General features: G+C 61.4%; 20 protein-coding genes, 1 rRNA gene and 1 riboswitch. Of the genes, 2 read left to right on the top strand and 19 right to left on the bottom strand.

Features of this window, described 5'->3' with window-relative positions; all coding sequences use genetic code 11:
• Positions 1–36: 36 nt before the first annotated feature.
• The gene (locus ACSEXW_RS20855; protein ID WP_438448104.1) at positions 37–2,214 is read right to left on the bottom strand and encodes a glycoside hydrolase family 2 protein; all 2,178 of its coding nucleotides are present in this window, start codon (positions 2,212–2,214) and stop codon (positions 37–39) included.
• A gap of 146 nt (positions 2,215–2,360) precedes the next feature.
• Here ACSEXW_RS20855 and ACSEXW_RS20860 point away from each other — a divergent pair, with 146 nt between their 5' ends.
• Positions 2,361–3,191, top strand: coding sequence for a helix-turn-helix domain-containing protein (locus tag ACSEXW_RS20860; protein WP_438448105.1), 831 nt, complete (start codon positions 2,361–2,363; stop codon positions 3,189–3,191).
• 43 nt (positions 3,192–3,234) lie between these two features.
• On the opposite strand, the gene purD is transcribed toward ACSEXW_RS20860, so the two are convergent.
• The 17 genes from purD to ACSEXW_RS20945 form a co-directional block, all read right to left on the bottom strand.
• Complete coding sequence (gene purD / locus ACSEXW_RS20865) at positions 3,235–4,512, bottom strand: phosphoribosylamine--glycine ligase (RefSeq protein WP_438448106.1); 1,278 nt, start codon at positions 4,510–4,512, stop codon at positions 3,235–3,237.
• 12 nt (positions 4,513–4,524) lie between these two features.
• Entirely contained in the window at positions 4,525–5,259 is a 735-nt protein-coding gene (locus ACSEXW_RS20870; protein ID WP_438448107.1) for an IMP cyclohydrolase, read from the bottom strand.
• 73 nt (positions 5,260–5,332) lie between these two features.
• Entirely contained in the window at positions 5,333–6,523 is a 1,191-nt protein-coding gene (locus ACSEXW_RS20875; protein WP_438448108.1) for a phosphoribosylaminoimidazolecarboxamide formyltransferase, read from the bottom strand.
• 7 nt (positions 6,524–6,530) lie between these two features.
• Positions 6,531–7,148 (bottom strand): phosphoribosylglycinamide formyltransferase, encoded by a 618-nt coding sequence (purN, locus tag ACSEXW_RS20880; RefSeq protein ID WP_438448109.1) that lies wholly within the window; start codon positions 7,146–7,148, stop codon positions 6,531–6,533.
• Positions 7,145–8,185 carry a phosphoribosylformylglycinamidine cyclo-ligase gene (purM, locus tag ACSEXW_RS20885; protein ID WP_438448110.1) on the bottom strand — a complete coding sequence of 347 codons (1,041 nt, stop codon included), beginning with the start codon at positions 8,183–8,185 and terminating at the stop codon, positions 7,145–7,147. The genes purN and purM overlap by 4 nt, the downstream gene beginning before the upstream one ends.
• A 258-nt stretch (positions 8,186–8,443) precedes the next feature.
• Positions 8,444–9,928 (bottom strand): amidophosphoribosyltransferase, encoded by a 1,485-nt coding sequence (purF, locus tag ACSEXW_RS20890; RefSeq protein ID WP_438448111.1) that lies wholly within the window; start codon positions 9,926–9,928, stop codon positions 8,444–8,446.
• Positions 9,910–12,156, bottom strand: coding sequence for a phosphoribosylformylglycinamidine synthase subunit PurL (purL, locus tag ACSEXW_RS20895; RefSeq protein WP_438448112.1), 2,247 nt, complete (start codon positions 12,154–12,156; stop codon positions 9,910–9,912). Before purL ends, purF begins: the two co-directional genes overlap by 19 nt.
• Entirely contained in the window at positions 12,134–12,826 is a 693-nt protein-coding gene (purQ, locus tag ACSEXW_RS20900) for a phosphoribosylformylglycinamidine synthase subunit PurQ (RefSeq protein WP_438448113.1), read from the bottom strand. Before purQ ends, purL begins: the two co-directional genes overlap by 23 nt.
• A 1-nt stretch (position 12,827) precedes the next feature.
• Positions 12,828–13,076: a phosphoribosylformylglycinamidine synthase subunit PurS gene (purS, locus tag ACSEXW_RS20905; protein WP_438448114.1), complete on the bottom strand. Its 249-nt coding sequence runs from the start codon at positions 13,074–13,076 to the stop codon at positions 12,828–12,830.
• A gap of 125 nt (positions 13,077–13,201) precedes the next feature.
• On the bottom strand, positions 13,202–14,086 hold the full coding sequence (locus ACSEXW_RS20910) for a phosphoribosylaminoimidazolesuccinocarboxamide synthase (protein ID WP_438448115.1): 885 nt from the start codon (positions 14,084–14,086) through the stop codon (positions 13,202–13,204).
• Between the two features lie 54 nt (positions 14,087–14,140).
• Positions 14,141–15,436 (bottom strand): adenylosuccinate lyase, encoded by a 1,296-nt coding sequence (purB, locus tag ACSEXW_RS20915; RefSeq protein ID WP_438448116.1) that lies wholly within the window; start codon positions 15,434–15,436, stop codon positions 14,141–14,143.
• Positions 15,437–15,465: 29 nt separating this feature from the next.
• Entirely contained in the window at positions 15,466–16,671 is a 1,206-nt protein-coding gene (gene purK, locus ACSEXW_RS20920; protein ID WP_438448117.1) for a 5-(carboxyamino)imidazole ribonucleotide synthase, read from the bottom strand.
• A gap of 8 nt (positions 16,672–16,679) precedes the next feature.
• Positions 16,680–17,168, bottom strand: a complete 489-nt coding sequence (purE, locus tag ACSEXW_RS20925) for a 5-(carboxyamino)imidazole ribonucleotide mutase (RefSeq protein ID WP_438448118.1) — start codon at positions 17,166–17,168, stop codon at positions 16,680–16,682.
• 236 nt (positions 17,169–17,404) lie between these two features.
• A riboswitch (purine riboswitch) is annotated at positions 17,405–17,506 on the bottom strand.
• A 549-nt stretch (positions 17,507–18,055) separates the two neighbouring features.
• Complete coding sequence (locus tag ACSEXW_RS20930; RefSeq protein WP_438448119.1) at positions 18,056–19,441, bottom strand: S41 family peptidase; 1,386 nt, start codon at positions 19,439–19,441, stop codon at positions 18,056–18,058.
• A gap of 72 nt (positions 19,442–19,513) precedes the next feature.
• Complete coding sequence (locus tag ACSEXW_RS20935; RefSeq protein ID WP_438448120.1) at positions 19,514–20,155, bottom strand: protein kinase family protein; 642 nt, start codon at positions 20,153–20,155, stop codon at positions 19,514–19,516.
• Positions 20,156–20,251: 96 nt separating this feature from the next.
• Entirely contained in the window at positions 20,252–21,604 is a 1,353-nt protein-coding gene (locus ACSEXW_RS20940) for a sensor histidine kinase (RefSeq protein ID WP_438448121.1), read from the bottom strand.
• Entirely contained in the window at positions 21,582–22,310 is a 729-nt protein-coding gene (locus ACSEXW_RS20945) for a response regulator transcription factor (protein WP_438448122.1), read from the bottom strand. Before ACSEXW_RS20945 ends, ACSEXW_RS20940 begins: the two co-directional genes overlap by 23 nt.
• A gap of 162 nt (positions 22,311–22,472) precedes the next feature.
• Between ACSEXW_RS20945 and ACSEXW_RS20950 the strand changes: the two genes are divergently transcribed.
• Entirely contained in the window at positions 22,473–23,294 is an 822-nt protein-coding gene (locus ACSEXW_RS20950) for a hypothetical protein (protein WP_438448123.1), read from the top strand.
• A 170-nt stretch (positions 23,295–23,464) separates the two neighbouring features.
• On the opposite strand, the gene ACSEXW_RS20955 is transcribed toward ACSEXW_RS20950, so the two are convergent.
• Positions 23,465–23,566: ribosomal RNA gene (locus ACSEXW_RS20955) — 16S ribosomal RNA — on the bottom strand; the annotation flags it as partial.

Here is a 23,566-nt window from a genome sequence, read left to right on the forward strand (position 1 = left end):
TGGGGAATGCCTTTCTGCCGGCGAGCCGGGATACGGTTAGGATTGCACATCCGACTCTCCGTACCCGATCGCGTAACTGTTGCGGGAGAGGATCTGACCGCCGCAGGCCAGAACCAGCACCATCTCGTAGTCGCCGGCGGGGAAACGGTCCATGTGGCGGAACCGGAACGGGCTCAAGGTACGTTTGCTGTCCGGCGGCAGGTCGCAGGCTTGCGTCTCGATCGTTTCCCTGATTCGCCCGTCTGCGCTCTCAATGGCAATCTCCAGCGTGCAGGCCGGATAGCCTGTGTGGAGATCATTGATCACCCAAGGCGTCAGCGACATATACGGATCCCCTCCGCCCTTCTGCATCCTGGACGGCCATTGGGTTCGGCTCAAGGTGACGCCTGCCAGAATCGGCTGATTCACCTGCTGCAGCGTGAAATAGGCCTTCTTCGGAATCCGGGCATGGCTGACGACAGACCAAGAGATCGAAGGCCAGGCATCCATGAACATGAACTGGAAGAAGGAACCGGCCTTCTCGAATTTCGACTTGCGGATGGATTCGATGGCCAGCTTCAGCACTTGGGCCTGATAATCCTGGGAGTTGCGGACGAAGCTTTCCCAACAGCCGCCGGTTTCGATTTTGGCCACGAAGAAGGTCTGGTCATACTGGAAATTATGATACCCCAGCTTCTTGTAATCGGGCGGCCAGGCATCGCTTCTGTTCATCGCGGTCGTCTCCTCCAAGGACGGGAGGGCCTGTGCGCCGAATTCGGACAGCATACGCGCTCCGGACAGGTGCGCATAGTCTTCCTTGACCCCGTAGTACCAGCCGTTGTACGGATGCTCCTCGAAGTGGCTGACCTGGTGGACGTACCGGCTGCCGTCCTCCTCCCTGGCGGCGCGGTACAGCTGGGGGCCTACGATTTCGTTGTTGAAGGCCAGCGACTCGTTCTGGCAGCACCACAGCCCGATCGAGGGGTGATGGTGCAGCTGACGGATCATATCGCGAATCTGGCGCACGGCGCTCTCTACGATCTGCTTGTTCTCCGCATAGCCCCATTGCAGGGGGAAGTCCTGCCAGATCAGGATGCCCTCGCGGTCGCAGGCCTCGTACCATTCCTTGCGGGTCACATGCACGCATACGCGTACCCCGTTCATATGAGCCCCTTTGATCAGCTCCAGGTCCTGCTTGACCGATTCGGGCCGGTAATGGCCAAGCCACAAGGTAGGGATCACATTGGTCCCCCGGACAAAAAGACGTTTGCCGTTGACTCTCCACGTCCCCGTCTCCGGCTCTACGCCGATCTCCCGGACCCCAGTATGAAAATAGACCTCGTCCAGCAGCTGCCCGCCGGCATGCAGCCGGACCTCTACGCGGTACAGATGGGGGTGGCCCAGATCCCAGGTCCACCACAGCCTCGGCCGGTCCAGCACCAGAAGGACATGGTGCTCGCTGCCGGGAACGGTCCACTCCCATTCCCCGCTTGTTACCGCACCGTCTTCGGCGTACAGCTCAATTAATACCCGGAGCGGTATTCCAGGATCAGGACAGCTGTTCAGCCGGAGCTTGAACCACACATAGGCCTTCTGCTGCAAGTCGACCTCGCTTCGGTCCTCCCAATGAGTGAAGAAAATGTCCTCCACCGGCTTGTTGGGCAAGAGCTGCGTATGGGCTCGCACGCTTACCAGAAACATATGCCGGCGGAACTCCAGCCTGACATCTCCCCATATACCGCCTGTGTTGCCGTCCTGGCCGTCTGTCAGATCCCATCCTCCCGGACGGGCATCCCAATGGCTCAGTATGCCCTTAATCAGGTGCTTCCGGTGTGGCCATACCTCACCCGGCAGCTCGTTCGGCGAGAGGACCAAGACCTCGAGCATGTTTTTGCCTTCCTTCAGGAAGGGCCCGACCCGAAACTCGAAGGTCTGAAAGCAGCCCTCATGCTCTCCCACCCGCCTGCCGTTCAGCCACACCTCACAGGCATAATCGACACCCTCGAAGAGAAGGTAAGGCTCCAGCCCATTGGAGGAATACGGAAACTCCTTCTTGAACCTGACAGAACCATAGAAGTTCGGCAGCCCGCCCATATGCCAGTTGCACGGGATTTGCATGTGCCGTACGGCCGGCAGCTCCCTCTCCACCGTCTGCAGCGAGCCGTCCTTCGCCACGAGAAGCCAAGCAACAGGCTCACATTCCCACACTCCGTTCAGATCCAGTGTTTCCCGCATTCCCGCTTCTCCTTCGGACCGCATAATGATGATGGATATCCTCTTGATTTCAAGTATACTGACATTGACTGCGAGGACCATCCTTGCCGTTGATCCGTTTTTAATTCAAATTGATATGCCGTCGAAAGGAAGGAGGCCGCGATTTTATGGGAAACCATCCATCCTATTGTCTCCACCGGGTATTGGAAGCGGGGGCAGGAACCGTCGAGTATCCCCCAGGAGGACGGTTCGGCCCGCGCCTGCAGCCGGACTACCAATTGGTATCCGTCCATAAGGGAAGTATGGAGGTTTATCTGGACGGGGTTCCCCGCCTTGTGCCGGAAGGGCATATTACCCTGTTGAAGCCTGGAGTTCTGGAGGAGTTCCGCTTTGACCGGGCGGTCCGGACCTGGCACCGCTGGATCTGGGTTCGGCTCGCCGAGTGGGAATGCCCGGACCTGTCGGCCACCCCGTACATTCCGTTATCGGATGAGATGGTGCGGATGATCGACCTGATGGTTCTCTTGGACAACGGGACCCGCACTCCGTATCGGGACGACTGCCTGAAGGCCCTCGGGAGCTCCGCTCTGTACCTGTACTTGTCCGAATGCCAGATCAACCGCACCGCACGGATCTCCAATCCGGTTGTCTCCACCGTCATCTCCTATATCCACGAGCATTACCAATCCGAGCTGACGCTGACGGATATGGCGCAGGCGGCGGCCATCAGCAAGGAGCATCTGGTCCGGCTGTTCCGCCTTAGCCGGGGAACGACCCCCGTCAAATATTTGTGGAGCTACCGGTTGGACAAAGCGGTCGGCTTGATCTGCAATACCGGGCTTTCCATGAAGGACATCGCCGATCAGACCGGCTTCCATTCCCCCTACCACTTCTCCAAAGCCATAAAGGGACATACCGGTCTAGCCCCCACGCAGCTGCGCCACGGCAGCCCGCCCGGACGCCGGTCCGGAGCTTCGGCAGACCCGGAAGACAAATAAGGCATTCAAACGGAAATCGTTTGAATGCCTGCGTGTAATAGACTTATTGGATTCCGGCACCCTTTAGTGCCTTCGCCGCGATATCGGTCCGGTAATGAACGCCGTCGAAGCTGATCTTCGAGGCCTCGGCGTAGGCCCGGTCCCGGGCTTCCGCGATATCCTTGCCCTTGCCGACCACGCCCAGCACCCGTCCGCCGTTGGTGACGGTGACGCCGTCCTGGACGGCTGTGCCTGCGTGGAATACCATGGCGTCGGAGCTCACATTCTCCAGCCCGGTAATCGGCAATCCCTTTGGGTACGTACCCGGGTATCCCTTCGAGGCGAGTATGACGCACACCGCCGCCTCGTCGCTCCAGCTCAGCTCCAGATCCGCCAGCCGACCGTTGATGGTGGCCAGGAAGATATCGAGCAGGTCTGTCTCCAGCCGCGGCAGGATGACCTGGGTCTCCGGATCGCCGAAGCGGGCGTTGAACTCGATGGTCTTCGGACCCTTCTCCGTCAGCATGAGCCCGGCGTAGAGCACGCCGCGGAACGGGCGGCCTTCCTTCACCATCGCCTCCGCCGTTGGCTTGACGATGGTCTCGATGGCCTCCTGCACGACCGATTCCGGAATATGCGGCAGCGGGGAGTAAGTGCCCATGCCGCCTGTATTCGGACCCTTATCGTTGTCGAACACCTGCTTATGGTCCTGCGACGGGACCATGGGGCGGACCGTCGTGCCGTCCACGAAGGACAGGAGCGACATCTCCTGGCCGGTCAGGAATTCCTCGATGACCACGCAGTTGCCGGATTCCCCGAACACCTTGTCCAGCATGATCTCCCGCAGCGCCTTCTCCGCTTCCTCCAGGGTCTGGGCCACGATAACGCCCTTGCCTGCCGCCAAGCCGTCGGCCTTGATGACGATGGGCGCACCTTGTTCGCGCACATACGCCAGCGCCTCTTCATACGTCTCGAAGCTGCCGTAGGCGGCGGTCGGGATGCTGTATTTGCGCATCAGATCCTTGGTGAACACCTTGCTGCCCTCGATGATGGCCGCATTCTTCCGGGGGCCGTAAGCGGGAATCCCCTTCTCCTCCAGATGGTCCACAAGACCGGCCACCAGAGGATCGTCCGGGGCCACCATCACGAGATCGATGCTGTTGTCCAGAGCGAACCGGCTGATCCCTTCAAAATCCAGCTCCGACACCGGCACACACTCGGCCAGCGTCGCAATGCCGCCGTTACCCGGCGCGCAGTACAATTCCTTGACCTTGGGGCTCTTCTTCAACGCCCAGACGATGGCGTGCTCCCGGCCGCCTCTACCGATAACCAATACCCGCATATGAGCTGCCTCCTATTCCTTGTTGATGACGAGGAGCTCGGAGGCGCCGTCGTCCAGACGGATGGTTTTGACGAGGAGGGAGATCTTATTCTCCTCATTCAACATACCCCAATAGGTATCTGCGATCTGCTTGGCATCTCCCTTCAAGGGCACCAGCTTCGGCTCGCCGTCGAAGGAGGGCAGCGGATTGCCGTCGCCTTCGTAAGTATGGATCACATGTCCGTAGCCCGGCAGCGCCTTCTCGTACGTGAAGGTATGACGCAGGGTCTGGTCCTCCGTGTTGCCGGCGGACTTCAGGATGGACAGCTTGTAGGCAAACTGCTTGTTAGAGAGATCCACCAGGCCGCTGATGCGGGGGGTGAAGTTGGGCGCGTCCGGCTCATAGGTTCGCTTGGCCAGGGCCGACTCGAAGGTGCCGCCGTGCTTCTGCAGCTCCTCGAAGATGGTGTCGGTCTGGTCGCCGTTGGTCACAATATGGGCGCCCTTGATGTGGCGGACCGGGTAGTAGATGATCAGGGACGGATCGGTCAGCTTGGCGGGGTCCTTGGCCTCGGTGCGGAGGAACCCGTTGTCCTCGGCAATGAACACCCGGTTGCGGCTGTTCTCGCTGCGGCCCATGATCCAGTACACCTGGACGAGCTGCTGTCCGTCTTCGGTCAGACCGATGACGATGCCCCGGCCCGGGTATACATTCTGCTGCAGCTTGGTCCAATATTGCTCCGCCTGCGCGGCTCGGTTCGCGGTCATTTCGGATATATGCCTCCTTCGGATCGTTCGTAGAACCAGAACCATCCCGCTTCCGGGATGGCCGTACACGATATCAGTGATGGAACAGACGGACGCCGGAGTAAGCCATGACCATGCCATAATCGTTGGCGGCCTGGACCACTTCCTCGTCACGCATGGAGCTGCCCGCTTGGACCACGTACTTCACGCCGCTGCGGCTGGCACGGTCCAGGTTGTCGCGGAAGGGCAGGAAGGCATCGGAGCCGTAGGATACGCCGGTCAGCCGGTTCAGCCAGGCGCGCTTCTCCTCGCGGGAGAGACGGGCCGGCACTTCGGCGAAGGCCGCTTCCCAAGCCGCCTGCTCCACGGGAGTCAGCTCCTCCTCGAGCCACAGGTCGATGGCGTTGTTCTGCTCCGCACGGGACAAGCCTTCGCGGAACTTCATGCTGAGCGCCGTCGGGTGCTGGCGCAGGAACCAGCGGTCGGCTTTGTCACCCGCCAGCCGTGTACAGTGAATCCGGGACTGCTGGCCGGCGCCGATGCCGATGGTCTGGCCGTTCAAGGTGTAGCAGATGGAGTTGGACTGGGTGTATTTGAGCGTCACGAGGGCGATCAGCAGGTCGCGCTTGGCGCTCTCCGGAAGGTCCTTGTTCTCGGTGACGATGTGGGTGACCTGGCTCTCGTCGATGACGGCGTCATTGCGCTCCTGCTGGAGCTTCAGACCGAACAGGGTGCGGGTCTCTACCGGCTCCGGCACATAGTCCGGATCGATCTGGAGGATCAGGTATTTGCCGCCTTTCTTGGCCTTCAGGATGGCGAGCGCCTCCTCGGTGTAGCCCGGAGCCACAACCAGGTCGGAGACCTCCCGCTTCAAGAGATTGGCGGTGGATGCATCCACGATGTCGGAGAGGGCCGCCGCGTCCCCGAAGGAGGACATGCGGTCCGCACCCCGAGCGCGGGCGTAAGCCGTAGCCAGAGGAGACAGCTCCAGACCCTCGACGAAGTAGGCCTTGGCCAGCTCCGGCGTCATCGGCACGGCAACGGCCGCACCGGCCGGGCTCACGTGCTTGAAGGAGGCGGCCGCCGGCAGTCCGGTAGCCTTGTGCAGCTCGCGGGCCAGCTGGAAGCCGTTCAGGGCGTCCAGCAGGTTGATGAAGCCCGGATCCCCGTTCAGGACTTGGATCGGCAGCGGGCCGTCGTTCATCAGCTTGGCTTGCTTCTGGTGAGGGTTCATGCCGTAACGGAGCTCCAGCACATTGGCGGAGGTATTGACACTCTGGCTCATGGTTCGATCATCCCGTCCTTTTGTTCGATAGTTGGGTTAAGTCGATGCGTCCTGCCGCAATATCGTCGATGACTTGGGGGTATAGATCATGCTCGATGGCGTGGATACGGCTGCTCAAGGTATCCTCCGTATCGTCCGGCTCGATGGAGAGAGCTCGCTGGGCCAGGATCGGGCCGCTGTCAAGGCCGCCGTCCACCACATGGACGGTGACGCCCGTAATCTTGACGCCGTGGTCCAGCGCTTGGCGGACGGCGTGGAGCCCGGGGAAGGAGGGCAGAAGGGACGGATGGATGTTGATCATCCGGCCCCAATACGCTTCCACCAGCACCTCCGTCAGGATGCGCATATAACCGGCGAGCACGATCAGGTCCACCTGCTTCTCCTGCAGATGGGTCACGATCTCCCGCTCGTAGTCCTGCCGGGAGGCGTACTCCTTCGGGCGGAAGGTGTGGACCGGCACGTCGGCTTGCTGGGCGCGAGTGACGACGGCTGCGTTCGGCTTGTCGCATACCAAAAGCTCGATGCGCACATCGAGCCGGCCCGCACGCACCGCGTCCACGATCGCTTGGAAGTTGCTTCCGCTTCCCGATGCGAATACGGCTATGCGTAATGGTCGGGTGGTCATACGACCGCCCCGTTGAATGTTACGATCTTCTCGCCTTCGGTGACGCGGCCCAGCCGGTATGCGGGGTCCCCCAGGCTGTTGGCCAGCTGGATGGCCGCTTCGGCCTGCGCCTCGGGCACGATCAGCACCATGCCGATGCCCATGTTGAAGGTGCGGAACATATCGTTGTTGCTGATCTGGCCGTCCTTCTGCATCCGTTCGAAGATCGGCAGGATCGGCCAGGAGCCGTAATCGATCTCCACGTTGACGCCGTCCGGCAGGCAGCGCGGAATGTTCTCCAGGAAGCCGCCGCCCGTGATATGGGCCATGCCCTTCACTTCGACCTGCTTCAGGAGCGCCAGGATGGTCTTCACATAAATCTTGGTGGGGGTCAGGAGGGTCTCGCCCAGGGTTCCGTTCAAGCCCTCGATCCGTTGATCGAGCTTATAGCCCATCTGCTCCAGCAGCAGGCGGCGGACCAGCGAGAAGCCGTTGCTGTGCACGCCTGTGGACGCCAAGCCGATCACGGCATCGCCGGGGCGGATGGCGGAGCCGTCCACCATCTTTTTGCGGTCCACGATGCCGACGGAGAAGCCGGCGATGTCATACTCGCCGTCCTGGTACATGCCGGGCATCTCAGCGGTTTCCCCGCCGATCAGCGCACAGCCGGCCTGAACGCAGCCCTCGGCCACACCGGCCACGATGGCCTCGATTTTTTCCGGCACCAGCTTGCCGCAAGCCAGATAGTCGAGGAAGAAGAGGGGCTCGGCGCCGGAGACCACGATATCGTTGACGCACATGGCCACCGCGTCGATGCCGATGGTGTCGTGCTTGTCCATGGCGAAGGCCAGCTTCAGCTTGGTGCCCACGCCGTCCGTGCCGGACACCAGCACCGGCTCCTCGTATTGGTCCTTGTTCAGACCGAACAGGCCGCCGAAGCCGCCCAGGCCGGTCAGCACCTCGGGACGGAAGGTCCGGCCCACGTGCTTCTTCATCCGTTCCACCGCTTCGTTGCCTGCGGCGATATCGACACCTGCTTCTTTATAGGCTTCTGACACCGGGATTCGCTCCTTTAGCTAAAAAAGAATAACGATAAACAAGCTCCAGGCTCTGCGAGTTCCGTACACGCTCCTCCAGAGTGTATACAGCGCCTCTCGATCCTTCCGGTTTATCGGAGTATTTCAGGTTAACGGATATTGATTCCGTTAAGTAGAATGATTGATGCTCTTAGCCGTTCATAGCGGAAGTATTTAACGCAGTGAACGCTGGACGGGGATGTTGAAATCCGCTCGCTTCCCGGGCGGGCGGGCAGGCCCTTAACACCCGCAGCTGACTTCCCCCGCCTCGTCGTTCACCTTCGTCGGATAGTCGTTGTCGAAGCAGCCGAGGCACATGCCCCGGTTGTGCTCCCCGATAGGACGCCCGATGGCGTCCAGGAGCCCCGGCTTCGAGAGGAAGTGGAGCGAATCCGCGTTGATGGCCTGGCGGATCTCCTCCACGCTCTTCTGCGAAGCGATGAGCTCCTTGCGGCTCGGCGTATCGATGCCGTAGAAGCACGGGTTCATGTACGGCGGCGAGCTGATGCGCACGTGCACTTCCTTGGCGCCCGCCTCCCGCAGCATGTTCACGATGCGCAGGGAGGTGGTGCCGCGGACGATGGAGTCGTCGATCATGACGACGCGCTTGCCCTCCACCACCTTGCGGACCGCCGACAGCTTCATCTTGACGCCCTTCTCGCGGAGCTCCTGGCTGGGCTGGATGAAGGTCCGGCCCGTGTAGCGGTTCTTGATCAGCCCGATCTCGTACGGGATGCCGGTCTGCTCGGCGAAGCCGATGGCGGCGGAGATGCTGGAGTCCGGCACGCCGGTCACCACGTCCGCATCCACGAAGCTCTCCATGGCCAGATGCTTGCCCATCCGCTTGCGGGACATGTGGAGATTCAAGCCATCCACGTCGCTGTCCGGACGGGAGAAGTAGATGAACTCCATGGCGCAGAGCGACCGTCTCGACATGGTGGCGAAGCGGTCCTCCGTCATGCCGCGGGAGTCGAAGATCAAGAGCTCGCCCGGCTGCACGTCCCGCATATAGGAGGCGCCGATGGTCTCGAAGGCGCAGGTCTCCGAAGCGAAGACGTAGGCGTTGCCCAGCTTGCCGATCATCAGCGGCCGCAGGCCGTTGGGGTCCTGGGCCACGAACAGCCGGTCGTTGATCAGGATCAGGAACGCGAAGCCGCCGACCACGCGGCGGAGCGCTTCCTTCACGGCCTGGGCCGGATCCTGCGCCTTGGACTTGGCGATCAGGTGGATGAGAACCTCCGTGTCGCTGGTGGTCTGGAAGATGGAGCCTTCCTCCTCCAGCTCCCTCCGGAGCTCATCTGCGTTCACCAGATTGCCGTTGGTCGCAATCGCCAGATCCCCGCCCCGGTACTTGAAGACCAGGGGCTGGGCATTCTGGAGCTTGCTGGCGCCGGAGGTGGAGTAGCGGACGTGCCCGATGGCGATGTGCCCCTTCAACGATTGGATCTTGTCGTTGTCGAACACTTCCTTCACCAGGCCCATGCCCTTATGAACATAGAACTGTTCGCCGTCGGTCGTGCACATCCCCGCCGATTCCTCGCCCCGGTGTTGCAGCGCATGCAGTCCGAAATATCCCAGAGCCGACGCCTCGGGATGTCCGAACACCCCGAACACGCCGCACTCTTCCTTCAGCTTGTCAAACACCTGCGGATCGACGCCTTCGTTATAGTAGTCACCTGTCCATAACGCCGGCTTGGAGACCGGAATCAGGAGTTCATCAGACATGGAATCGCATCCTTCCAAACCTTTTCTAGCTTCGCTACAGGTGTGTTGAGGACAGGGGTACCATTCACTTTCACGTTCAATGCAGAGCCTTCCACAGTGCCGATCCGCTGAACCGGAACGCCGGCCGCAGCCAGCCGTTCCACCAGCGCCGACGCCTTCTCCGCCGAAGCCGTCAGCAGGATGCGGGACTGGCTCTCGCTGAACAGCAGGTGGTCGGCGCGCAGGTCGCTGGCCAGCTCCACCGCTGCGCCTACCTGGCCGCTGATGCAGGATTCCGCCAGCGCCGCCGCAAGACCGCCGTCCGACAGGTCATGGGCCGAGGCCACCAAGCCCGCTTGGATAGCGCCTAACACGCCGTCCAGCAGCTTCTTCTCCACGTCCAGGTCCAGAACCGGAGGACGCCCTTCGGTCACGCCGTGTACGGCATATTGGAACTCGGACCCGCCCAGCTCCGCCTTCGTCACGCCGGTCAACAGAATCACGTCGCCCTCCTGCTTGAACGCCTGGGTGGTGATATGGTCCGTATCATGGACCAGGCCGACCATCCCGACGACCGGCGTCGGATAGATGGCCCCCTTGGCGTTCTCGTTGTACAGGCTGACGTTGCCGCCGATGACCGGCGTATTCAGACGGCGGCAGGCTTCGGCCATGCCGTCGACGGATTTTTCCAGCTGCCAGAAGATCTCCGGCTTCTCCGGACTTCCGAAGTTCAGGTTGTCCGTAATGGCCAGCGGCTCGGCGCCGGAGCACACGATGTTGCGCGCCGCTTCCGCCAGCGCGATAGCCCCGCCCACCTCAGGATCCAGGTACACGTACCGGCCGTTGCAGTCGGTGGTCATGGCCAGCGCCTTGCGGGTGCCCGGCACGCCTACGACGGCAGCATCGGAGCCCGGCCGCACGAATGTTTCCGTCCGAACCATGTAATCATATTGGTTATAAACCCATTCCTTGTTCGCCACCGTCGGGGAGGCCAGCACCTTCAGAAGGGCTTCCTCGAGGTTCGTCACTTCGGGATAGCGGGTGGTGTCCACCGACGCATTGTCCCGGTAATAGGCCGGCTCGGCGGAAGGCTTGTTGTACACCGGACACTCGTCCACCAGAGCGGTGACCGGCATGCAGCCGACCAGCTCTCCATGGTGGAACAGCTTCAAGTTGCCGTCGTCGGTCACCTTGCCCACCTTCGGACAATCCAACCCCCACCGTGCAAAAATCGCCCTAGCCTGCTCCTCATGCTCCGGCTTCACCACGAACAGCATCCGCTCCTGGGATTCGGACAGCATCATCTCATAGGGCGTCATGCCCTCCTCGCGCTGGGGCACGGCGTCCAGATACAGCTCCATGCCGTTGCCGGCCTTGGAGGCCATCTCGGAGCTGGAGCAGGTCAAGCCGGCCGCTCCCATGTCCTGGATGCCCACGACGATGCCGGAATTGATCAGGTCGAGGGTGGCCTCGAGCACCAGCTTCTCCATGAACGGATCGCCCACCTGAACGGCGGAGCGCTTGGCCTCGGACTCAGCGGTCAGCTCCTCGGAAGCGAAGGTCGCCCCGTGGATGCCATCCCGGCCGGTAGCCGGACCGACGTAGAAGACCGGGTTGCCCACGCCTTGGGCCACACCCTTTTGAATCTTATCGTGATCGATGAGTCCCACACACATGGCGTTGACCAGGGGGTTCCCCTCGTAGCTTTCGTCGAACATGACTTCGCCGCCCACCGTCGGGATGCCGATGCAGTTGCCGTAGCCGGCGATGCCGGACACCACGTGCTCGAACAGGTACTTGACGTTGTCGCTCTCCAGGCGCCCGAAGCGCAGGGAGTTCAAGAGGGCCACCGGACGTGCGCCCATGGAGAAAATATCCCGGATGATACCGCCCACACCTGTCGCTGCGCCCTGGTAAGGCTCGATGGCGGAGGGGTGGTTGTGGCTCTCGATCTTGAAGACGACGGCCTGGTTGTCGCCGATGTCCACGATGCCCGCGCCTTCGCCCGGTCCCATCAGGACGCGGGGGCCCGTCACGGGGAACTTCCGAAGCACCGGCTTGGAATTCTTATAGGAGCAGTGCTCCGACCACATGACGCTGAACACGCCGATCTCGACGTAATTCGGCTTGCGGCCCATGAACCCGCAGATCTTGGCATACTCGTCGTCGGATACGCCGAACTGCTTGTAAATCTTCTGCTCTGCGATTTGCTCTGCCGTAGGCTCCTTAGCCGATAGCTGCTGCGCCATGTTTTTCCCTCCAAGTGCTTAAGATCGATGTGAACATGCGGACCCCGTCCTCGGAGCCCAGAAGCTGATCCACCGCCCGCTCGGGATGGGGCATCATGCCGACGACGTTGCCTTCCTTGCTGCAGATTCCTGCAATATCCGCGACCGAGCCGTTGGGGTTCTCCGCCGCATAACGGAACACGATCTGGTTGTGGGCTTGAAGCTCCTTCAAGGTCGCTTCATCGCAATAGTAGTTGCCTTCGCCGTGGGCGATCGGAATGTCGATCTTCTCGCCGGCGGCGTATTGGTTGGTGAAGGGGGTCTTGTTGTTCACCACCTCGAGAGCCGAGGGATGGCAGCGGAACTTCAGCGTCTTGTTGCGCATCAGGGCGCCCGGCAGGAGACCCGATTCGGTCAGAATCTGGAATCCGTTGCAGATGCCCAGGATGTACTTGCCGGCCCGGGCCGCTTCCTTCAGCGCGCCCATGACGGGAGCGAAGTTGGCGATGGCCCCGCAGCGCAGGTAGTCGCCGTAGGAGAAGCCGCCGGGCACGATGATGCAATCATATTTGGACAGGTCGGTTTCCGTCTGCCACACGTAGTCCACCGGCTGGCCGATGGTGGATTCCACCGCCTTGTAGCAGTCCAGGTCGCAATTGGAGCCCGGAAACACAAGCACTGCGAAGTTCATCTTAATAGCCCTCCAGTTCAAAGCGGTAATCTTCGATGACCGTGTTGGCGAGGAGCTTCTCGCACATGGTCCGTACGCGGGATTCCGCCTCGTTCCGATCCGTGGTGTTCAGGTTCAGCTCCAGATATTTGCCGATGCGCACCTTCTCAACTTCGCTGAAGCCGATGGAATGCAGGGCGCCTTGAACGGCATTGCCTTGAGGGTCGAGCACGCTTTGCTTGATCGTGACGTATACGGTCGCTTTGATCATGAGGATTCCTCCTAGTCTGGAATAACGATGTCTACCGCAGGGGCAGCGTGGTGGAAGCTTAGTACCGGCCTGCCGTCAGGCAGCCCGTCTATGAGAACCGGCCGCATTGAGGGCCGTTTGTTGTTTTACTGGGCCGTCAGCCGGCGGTAAATCTCCCGGTAGCGGCTGGCCGTCGCCTCCACCACCTCGGCGGGCAGCGGGTCGGGCTTGCTGTTCTTGTCCCAGCCGGAGTGGGCCAAATACGTGCGCACCGGTTCCTTGTCCATGCTGTCGATCTCGATGTCGAGGGCGTAGTTCTCCTTGGCCCAGAAACGGGAGGAGTCCGGCGTGAACACCTCGTCGATCAGGATGATCTCTCCGCCGATGATGCCGAATTCGAACTTGGTGTCCGCCAGGATGATGCCTCGGCTGTCGCAATACTGGTGAGCCAGCATGTAGAGCAGAATGCTCCGGCGCTCCAGCTCCGCCGTCAGCTCGGCGCCGACCAGCTCCTTCATCCGCTCGATGGAGATGTCCTCGTCGTGGCCCACATCGTTCTTGGCCGACGGAGTGAAGATGGGCTCGGCGAGGGCCTGGTTCTTGCGCAGTCCCTCGGGCAGCTTGCGGCCGTTGATTTCACCCGTTTGCTGGTATTGTCTCCAGCCGCCACCGGTGATATAGCCACGCACGATACATTCGATGTCGATCCGCTCCGCCTTCTTCGTGACCATGATGCGGTCCTTCAGCAGCTCCGGCGCGGTCACCAGGTCCCCCAGCTTCTCCACATCCGTGTGCACCACGTGGTTCGCCTGCATGCTCTTCGTCAGCCCGAACCAGAATGCGCTGATTTGGTTCAGCATATTGCCCTTATCCGGCACTGCCGGATCCAGCACGTAGTCGAATGCCGAGATCCGGTCCGTCACCACAATCAGATAATGCTCGCCCAAATCGTACAGCTCCCGCACCTTGCCTTTGTACAGCAGGGGGGCTTTCACCAGGTCCACCGCCGTGGACAGCGCCTTCGTCTCCACTCCCGAGGCCTCCTTCTCGTTTACCTTCCGCTTGCCTCTATCCGAACCAATCCTTTAATTCAGCCCCAGCTTCTCAAAAATCGTATCGACATGCTTCAGATGCCATGCCGGGTTGAAGCAATCCTCGATCTCCTCTGCCGTCAGTGCCTCGGAGATCACCGGGTCCGCCTCGATGATGGAGCGGAACGAGCGCTGCTCCTCCCACGCCTTCATAGCGTTGGGCTGGACGGTATCGTAAGCCTGCTCGCGGCTGAAGCCCTTGTCGATGAGCTTGGTCATGACGCGGCCGGAGAACGGTACGCCGTAGGTGCTCTGCATGTTGCGCTTCATATTCTCCGGGAATACGGTCAGGTTCTTGATGATGTTGCCCAGACGGTTCAGCATGTAGTCCAGAAGCGAGGTGGCATCCGGCAGGATGATCCGCTCCACGGAGGAGTGGCTGATATCCCGCTCATGCCACAGCGGCACGTTCTCGTAGGCCGACAGCATATGGCCGCGGATGACGCGGGACAGGCCGGAGATGTTCTCGCAGCCGATGGGGTTGCGCTTGTGGGGCATGGCCGAGGAGCCCTTCTGGCCCTTGGCGAACGGTTCCTCCACCTCGCGGAACTCGCTCTTCTGGAGCGCGCGGATTTCGGTGGCGAACTTGTCGAGGGAGGTAGCGATCAGCGCCAGGGTCGCCATGTATTGGGCGTGGCGGTCGCGCTGGAGGGTCTGGGTCGAGATCGGAGCAGCCTTGGTGCCGAGCTTGCCGCAGACGTATTGTTCGATGAAGGGGTCGATGTTGGCGTAGGTGCCGACGGCCCCGGAGATTTTGCCGTATTGGACTTGGTCGGCCGCATATTGGAACCGCTCCAGGTTGCGCTTCATTTCTTCGTACCACAGGGCCATCTTCAGGCCGAAGGTGGTGGGCTCCGCATGGACGCCGTGGGTCCGGCCCATCATCGGAGTGTCCTTGTAGGCCTTGGCCTTGTCCTTCAGGATCTCAATGAAGTTCACCAGATCCTTCTCCAGGATCCGGTTGGCCTGCAGCAGCAGGTAGCCCAGCGCCGTATCCACCACGTCCGTGGAGGTCAGGCCGTAGTGCACCCACTTGCGCTCCTCGCCCAGAGTCTCGGAGACCGCGCGGGTGAAGGCGATGACGTCGTGGCGGGTGTCCTGCTCGATCTCATAGATCCGGTCGATGTTGAAGGAGGCGTTCTTGCGCAGCTCCGCCACATCCTCCTTCGGGATGATGCCCAGCTCGGCCCACGCCTCGCAGGACAGGATCTCCACTTCCAGCCATGCCTTGAATTTATTCTCTTCCGTCCAGATGGACGCCATTTCCTTGCGGCTATAACGCTCTAACATAGGAATCCTCCAATAAGTTGATTGATGGCTTAGCCTTCCTGCTCCCGGTTCCAAATCCCTGTCCGCTCAACCCATGCAAGCGCGGTTTCCGTGTCGCGGGCCAGCAGGTTCACGTGGCCCATCTTCCGCTTATGCTTCGCCTCGGCCTTACCGTACAAGTGCACCTTCACACTGACGCCAGGCTCCTCGGCCTTTTGGCTGCCGAGCCATTGCAGCAGAGGCTCCACATGCTCGCCCAGCACATTGACCATCACCACGGGAGTCAACAGCTCCGTAGAGCCCAGCGGCAGGTTGCATACCGCCCGGACATGCTGCTCAAACTGGGAGGTCATACAAGCCTCCATGGTGTAATGGCCGGAGTTGTGGGGGCGCGGTGCCAGCTCATTCACATAGAGCTCCCCGTCCGGGGTCAGGAACATCTCCACCGCGATCAGGCCTACGACATCCAGCGTCTCGGCGATCTTCACCGCCAGCTCCTCCGCCCTCTTCCGCACCGCATCGGTGGTCCGCGCTGGGACGATGGAGAGGTGGAGAATGTTGTCCACGTGAATATTCTCCGCGATGGGGAACACCTTAACCTCGCCCCGGGGGCTCCGGGCCGCGATGGCCGAGATCTCCCGTTCGAAGCGGATGAACTGCTCCAGCACCAGCTCCGTGCCCGCCCGGCTCAGCGCCGCGTAGGCCTCGGCGCATACGTCCGCGGAGCGGATCACCCACTGTCCCTTGCCGTCATAGCCGCCGGTCGCCGTCTTCAGCACGCAGGGCGTGCCGAAGCGGGCCACGGCGGCCTCCAGCTCGGCCAGGCTGCCGATCTCCGCGTACGGCGCCACCGGAGCGCCGGCCGCTTCCACGGCCCGCTTCTCGCGCAGGCGGTGCTGCGTCGTGTACAGCAGCCGGCTGCCCTGGGGGACGTAGGACTCGCGCTCCAGCATGTCCGCCACGGCGGCGTCCACATTCTCGAATTCGTAGGTGATGACATCCGACTGCTTCGCCAGGGCTCTTGCCGCTTCGGCATCCCCGTAGCCTGCCGTAATCTGGTAGCTCGCCACTTGCCCCAGCGGGCAGTCCGGCGTCGGATCCAGGGTGGCGAACCGGTAGCCCATGTGGCTGCCGGCCAGTGCCAGCATCCGGCCCAATTGGCCGCCGCCCAGCACGCCGATGGTGCTGCCGGGCAGGATGACCTTGCCGGGATCATATGCTCTGCCGACGGGGGCCGTCCCTTCGGTTCTTCTCATTGCGCCGCTCATATCAGCTGATCACTCGTTTCCATGACGCTCTGGGCGATGCGCTCCCGGCGGTCGGCCACGGCCTGCTGCAGCGTCGGATCGAAGGCGCCCAGCAGCTGTGCCGCCAGCAGGCCCGCGTTGGTGGCTCCCGCTTTGCCGATGGCCACCGTTGCCACCGGAATGCCGCCCGGCATCTGCACGATGGAGAGCAGCGAGTCCAGCCCGTTCAGGTTGGACGACTTGACAGGCACCCCGATGACCGGCAGCACCGTCTTGGCTGCCACCATACCCGGCAGGTGGGCGGCGCCGCCCGCTCCGGCGATGATGACCTTCAAGCCCCGCTCCACCGCGCTTGCGGCGTATTCGAACATCAGGTCCGGAGTCCGGTGGGCCGAGACCACCTTTTTCTCATAGGGGATGTTCAACTCGTCGAGCACGTCGCACGCATGCTTCATCGTCTCCCAATCGGACTGGCTTCCCATGATTACTCCAACAACAGCGGACATAATTCCCCTTCTTTCCTGTTCCTCGATATCCTGATGATTCCATCTTAGCACAACTATAAATTTCTCCCAAAAGCCATCGGCGCCCCCTTAACGACGCCGTATTCCATTGCGGCAGCCCCCGGCAAACCGCTTCCGAATACGCAAAAAAACGTCCGCGACCAGGCCTGCTTACCGAAATGTCCCTTGCAACCTGCCGGACAGAGCGGATGCTACCTGTGTACGCCGACGCGCAGACAGAAAAAAGCATCTTCGCTCGTAGTCCGAAAATTTACGGTTTCCGGGTAGAAACGTTCGGGCCCTATTCCCGAAGGTATACGAGTAAAAACGACTTGATTCGCACAATATGTGGGTTTTCCCATGTAAGCTTAGTGTAACAGCCCCATCCCCCCCATGTCAACCGATAAAGACGAACGTTCCTAAGTTCACAAATTACGAACATTCGCTTTTTTCGACGCTTTCACAAGGTTTGAGACACTCCGTCACAACATTCCCGCAATCGAGCTCCGGCCCACACGAAATGCCACCAGACGGGCGTGGCTGAACCATAAACTGGCTTGGCTGGTCCACCTCCCTAGGCAGGCGTGGTTGCCTGTCTCCTTATGTCCCCGCCCCCTCCCTGCCCGAGGATAGGGCCGTGGTGTGGATTTAAGGCCTCCCACCGCCTTATTTCACCCCCCCCCTTTCTCCAGGGTCGAGTTATGCTGCGGAGCCACCCGGGCGAGGATGGGGTCAAGCTGCGGGATTCCCCTTCGGTGTTACCCGAGCGGGGCCATATTGAGCACATCTGCCCCTGCCCTAACGAGGCGCCCTCGACAGTGACACTCCAATAAACTGCCCCCACCGAAAAAAAGAAGCATCCAGACCCCCGGCCTGAATGCTCCTCTCTTCTACCGCCCGGCCGCCACCTTCAGGGCCGCCTCCAGCTGCGGATCACTCTTGCGGATCAGCTCCCGCAGGAGCTCGATCATCCGGCGGGTCGTCTTGCCGGATACGACGCCGTTCGCTTCCAGCCCTTGGGCCTGCTGGAAGGCCAGCACCGCCGCCTCGGTCTTCCCGTCGAAGTAGCCGTCGGTCCGCCCGGCCGGATACCCCAGCGCCTCCAGCATCATCTGGATGCTCTTCACATCCGTGGAGAAGCTGTCCTTCCTCCACTCCTTCTCCGGATCCACCAGCGGCAGTCCGGCGTATTCCGGAAGCTTCACCTCCACGTCCGGCTTGATGCCGGTCTTGTGGATCCAGGTGCCGCCCGGAGTCAGCCACTTGGCGTTGGTGTACTTGACGGTGGAGCCGTCGTCCAGCTCCACCACCGCCTGGGCCGTGCCCTTGCCGAAGGTCTTCTGCCCCACCAGCTTGGCGCCCCCCGACTCCTGCAGCGCGCCCGCCAGAATCTCGCCAGCGCTAGCCGTACCCTCGTCGATCAGCGCCGCCATAGGCAGGCCCGCCACGCTGGGGTTGGCCCCGCTGCCGTTGGACGTATAGATCTCCTTCTTGCCGCTGCGGTTCTCGACCTGCAGGATGGTTTTGCCCGCCGGCACCAGCATCTCCGCAATCTCGAAGGATACCCCGAGCAGGCCGCCCGGATTCTGGCGCAGGTCCAGCACCAGCCCCTTCATGCCCTGGTCCTTCAGCGTCTTCAGCTGCTTGGCGAATTCCTGGGCGGTGGACTCGGACACCTTGGTAATCTGCAGGTAGCCGATCTGCCCTTCCTTCATCTCCCCGTAGACGGTTTCGATGGGAATCGTATCCCGGACCACCGTAACATGCAGCGGCTCGGACTCTCCGGGACGCTCGATGGTGAGCTCCGCCTTGGTGCCCTTCTCGCCGCGCACCTGCTTGACCGCCTCGCTGACCTTCATCCCCTCCAGGCTCGTAGCCCCGACGGAGACGATCCGGTCGTTGGGCTTCAGCCCTGCCTTCTCGGCGGGAGAATTCTTGATCGGCGCCACGATGACGATATGCCCGTCCAGCTCCGTAATCTCCGCACCGATGCCGACGAAGGAGGAGGTGATGGACTCCTCGAAGCCCTTGGATTCCTCTTGGCTCATATAGACGGTATACGGGTCGTCCAAGGCCTTCAGCATGCCGTCGACCGCTCCGTCCATCAGCTTGGTTGTATCTACGGTTTGCACGTATTCCTTATTCAGCATGGAATAGACCGATTTCAGCTTCACCCAGTCCTTGTCCTGCTCGCGGGCCCACACCAGCGTCAGGCCGCTGGATACCAGCGCGGTCACTAGGATGGCGGGAATGATCGAACGCGACCGGATGCTCATTTAGGGGGACCTCCTGTTTTTTCCGGATTGTGCTAATATCCTAACACATCGGTCCGCCCGAATCCAAACCCTTCAGTCCTCGCCGCGCCACTTCTTATAATACCGGTAGCTCTTGCGGACCCCCTCCAGCAGCCGCTCGGGAATGGGCACCGGTCTCCTGAGCAGAAGCGGCTTGTAGAGCTTGCGGTACGCTTTTTTGAAATCATCCCACATCCGGCAATACTCCATCTTCAAGAAATCCGACACGTCCAGCACCAGTCCCCGTCCGTCCGCCAGCATCACGTTCTTCGCATGGATGTCATGGGGATAGAGCCCTTTGGAGCGGGCATACTCCAGCGCCTCGTCGATATCGCGGATCACCCGCTCGGGAATGGGGATCCCTCTCCGGATGCAGTCGTACAAGGTTACTCCCTGCAGGCGCTTCAAGATCAGGAAGCTCTCCCCCGACCCGTAGCATTCCGAAAAAGCCCGGTGCCGGCCCAATCGCCCGTACACCTGAAGCTCATCTTGAAGCCCCGGTTTTCCGGGAGCGTAGACCTTCACCGCATAATCCGCATAGTCTGGATGGACCAGCACCGCCGCATAATTGCCGACGCCCAAGAGCTGCCAGGGCGACGGAACCTCGAGCACCTCGACCGGGTCATGGGGATCCGGACTCTCCAGCGTCAACCGGGGCAGGAGCCCCTCCTTCACCAGGTTCAGGAGCTTGTTCATGAGGCTTCCTCCGTTAATATCCATGAATTCTCTACTTATATTGCGTTACGCCCGCTCCTATGCACGATCTAGAGCACCTGCAACGAGGCGCTCCCCTTAAGCCGCGGCAGGAAGCTCCAGCACCAGCTCGGCCCCTCCTTCCGCTCGGTTCCCGGCGGAGATGGAGCCTCCGCAGCGCTCGACGATGGCCCGTGCAATGGCCAGTCCCAAGCCGGATTCCCCGTCCTTCCCCTTCACGAAGCGGTGGAACATGTACGGCAGCAGCTCCCCCGAGATGCCGTCCCCGTCATCCGCCACCCGAAGGACGACGCGTCCTCCATGCCCCTCCGCGGACAGCCGGATCCGGCTCCTCGCATACCGGGCCGCATTCGAGGCCACATTGAGCAGCGCCTGCAGCAGCTTGTCCTTGTCGGCATCCACGTACAGCTCCCCTTGATCCACGGGCACATCCATCTGGAGCCCTCTGGCGGCGAGCACCGGGTTCAGACGCTCTGCCGTCTCGGTCAACAGCTCCGTCAGATTCACCTTCGAGGACTTGTAGATGTCTTCCTCGCTGTCCAGCTTGGCCAGCAGCATCATCTCCGACACCAGCTTCTTCAGCCTATTGCTCTCCTTCATGATGATCTCCAGTCCCCGGTGCATGCCTTCTCCTTCGAATACGCCGTCCCGGATCCCTTCGGCATACCCGGAGATGGACATCAGCGGAGTCTTCAGCTCATGGGACGCATTCTGGAAAAAATGCTTCTGCGCCACGCTGTACCGGTGCAGCTCCTCCGCCAGATCGTGGACGGTCTGGGCCACGGCCCCGATTTCCCCTCCGGCCCGGACCCTCCGGACATCGGAGAACCTCCGGTCCTTCACCTTCTCCAGCTCCGTCTTCAGCAGCATGAGAGGCTTGGTCAGCTTCCGGGTTAGGAGAAGGCTGAGCAGGTAGACCACTACCCCGCCCGCTGCAAAAATCCACAGCAGCCGCAAAAACAGCGCCCGTTCCATCTCTTCGATCCGCTTCATGGGGGTCATCAGCGTCAGCGTCCCCTCCGGGATCGGGCGGACGTCCATCAGATAACCCAGCTTGGTGCCGTTCCAGCCGGGCTCCGCTTCCGCGATAGGCTGTGCGGGCAAGGCCCGTGCGGCCGCAACGGCAGCCGTCAGCTGGCTGGCCCCCTCAGGCATAGCCCCATAGACGACCCGGCCCTCCTTGTCGGCAACAATCGCCTGAACACCGGCCAGCGAGACCGTCACCTCCGTCCGGTCCACTCCATTACCCGCCGGTTCGGAAGCCTTCAGAGTCAGCACGTCGCTTACGGATTGGCTCATGATCTTCAGGTCTGCCTTCTGCACGCCGATCAGATGGTCCAAGAGCGCATAGTGAAGAACGACCGCCGTCACCGACATCACCGCCAGCAGCATCAGGCCGAAGGCCAGATTAATCTGATGTCCCAGCTTCATCGCCTGCTCCCCCTTCCTCCGTACGAAGCCGATAGCCGTGGCCCCATACCGCTTCGATCGGCACCTGCTCCAGCTTTTTGCGGACCCGCTTGATCAGGTGGTCCACCGCCCGGTCGCTGCCGTAGTAATCGTCCCCCCACACCTTCACCAGCAGCTCCTCCCTCGTGAAGGCCCGGTTGGGATGCTCCGCCAGAGTCTTCAGAAGCTCGAATTCCTTCATCGTGACGTCCGCCTCCATCCCGTTCCAGAATACGCGGCGCTCCTCCGTCATCAGTTTCAGCCGTCCGGCCTCCAGCAGACTCTGCTGTCCCCGGTGTTCGGCTGGGTGGCCCGCTGCCTGCCAACGGTGGAGCTGTCTCTTGACCCGGGCTACCAGCTCGCGGAGGCTGAACGGCTTCACCAGGTAGTCGTCCCCGCCCAGCTCCAGCCCCAGAACCCGGTCCACCTCCGCATCCTTCGCCGAGATCATGATGATGGGCACCTCGGCTTCCTGGCGGACTCTCCGCAGGAACGTATACCCATCCATTCCGGGAAGCATGATGTCCAGTACCCACATGTCGGGCTCATGGGAGCGCCACAGCTGCAGCGCTTCCTCCGCACTGCCGACCCCGACCGTGGCATACTGCTCTTTTCTTAAGTAGGCTTCCACCAATTCCCTTATATTCGGATCGTCATCCACGACGGCAATCAAAGGCTGCTGCTTCATGACCGGCCTCCATCTACGCAGGTTCTTGGATCCATTATAACAACGTGGCAGCCGGCCTGGGGCGTATGCCATTGTTTTTCCACAAAAGCGCGGATGTTCTGCCACACCCGCCCTCTACAATGAAGCCTGTAAGACAATATCCCTATTCGAAGGAGTGTAACCATGATTCCCATGCAGACCCTGAAGAAATCCGCCCTGACCGCCATGCTCGCCGCATTCGCCGCCGTTCCCCTGACGGTGAACGCCTCTGATGACACGTCAACCGATGCCGTTCAACCGGCCCAACCCATGGCCCCCGCCGTTCAGGTGTCCGCAGTCTCCGCTCCGGCTCTCCAGGTTTACCGGATGGTCGATCCTGTTGCAGCGGCCGAGACCTATGCCCCTGCCACCGTCGAGGATTGGAAGGCTACGCTGGACCGGTACGATGCTCTTAGGCCGAAGATGAAGGTCATCCTTACGAAACCGTCCGATGACGAAAACACGGTCCCCCGCCCCGATAAGGTGGCCATCACCATCACAGCAGCCGCCCCGGGAGCCGAGGGACCCGGGCCGGTCCGAATCTTCTATTCAGCGGCAGTTGCCGCTGACACTGGCAGCCCGGATCAGCCTGCCGCCGTGGCCGGCCCTGACGGGAATGTCGTGATCGGAGCAGCCCACCTTCCCGAAGGAGAGCCCGATGCTGTCCCCGCAGTGCCTGCGTGGATCCCGGGCGCTACGCCGGATCTGATCCCGGACGGAGCGCCGGATATGATTCGGGCCGTATCGGCGGTAACGCTCGACGGCGCACCGGATGCCGTACGTGCGATTCCGGCGTGGATGCCGGACGCGTCCCTGATGGAAGCGGAGATCGCCTTATCCCAAGCGGTGGAGGCCAAAGAGGCGGAGGCCATCAAACAGGCCCTTACCAAGCTGCTGGAGAAGTACAAAGAGAAGATCGCCGAATGGGAAGCGGCGTCCACGGCAGACACCGGCTCGAACGGTTAAGCCGCTAAGAGCAGTCTGACGTACAGTTTGGTCACGCAAAAGAGACACCCCACATCCGTGAGGTGTCTCTCTTATTCCGGTGATCCTTCAAAACTGAACACGAGTAAGTAACATCAGCCGATTGTCTTGCTCATTGTACCGTGACGCTACGGTCACGAGGTACTCCATAGAAAGGAGGTGATCCAGCCGCACCTTCCGATACGGCTACCTTGTTACGACTTCACCCCAATCATCTACCCCACCTTCGGCGGCTGGCCCCTTGCGGTTACCTC

The sequence above is a fragment of the Oryzibacillus soli genome (genome assembly GCF_051594765.1).
Lineage (GTDB): Bacteria > Bacillota > Bacilli > Paenibacillales > NBRC-103111 > Paenibacillus_AR.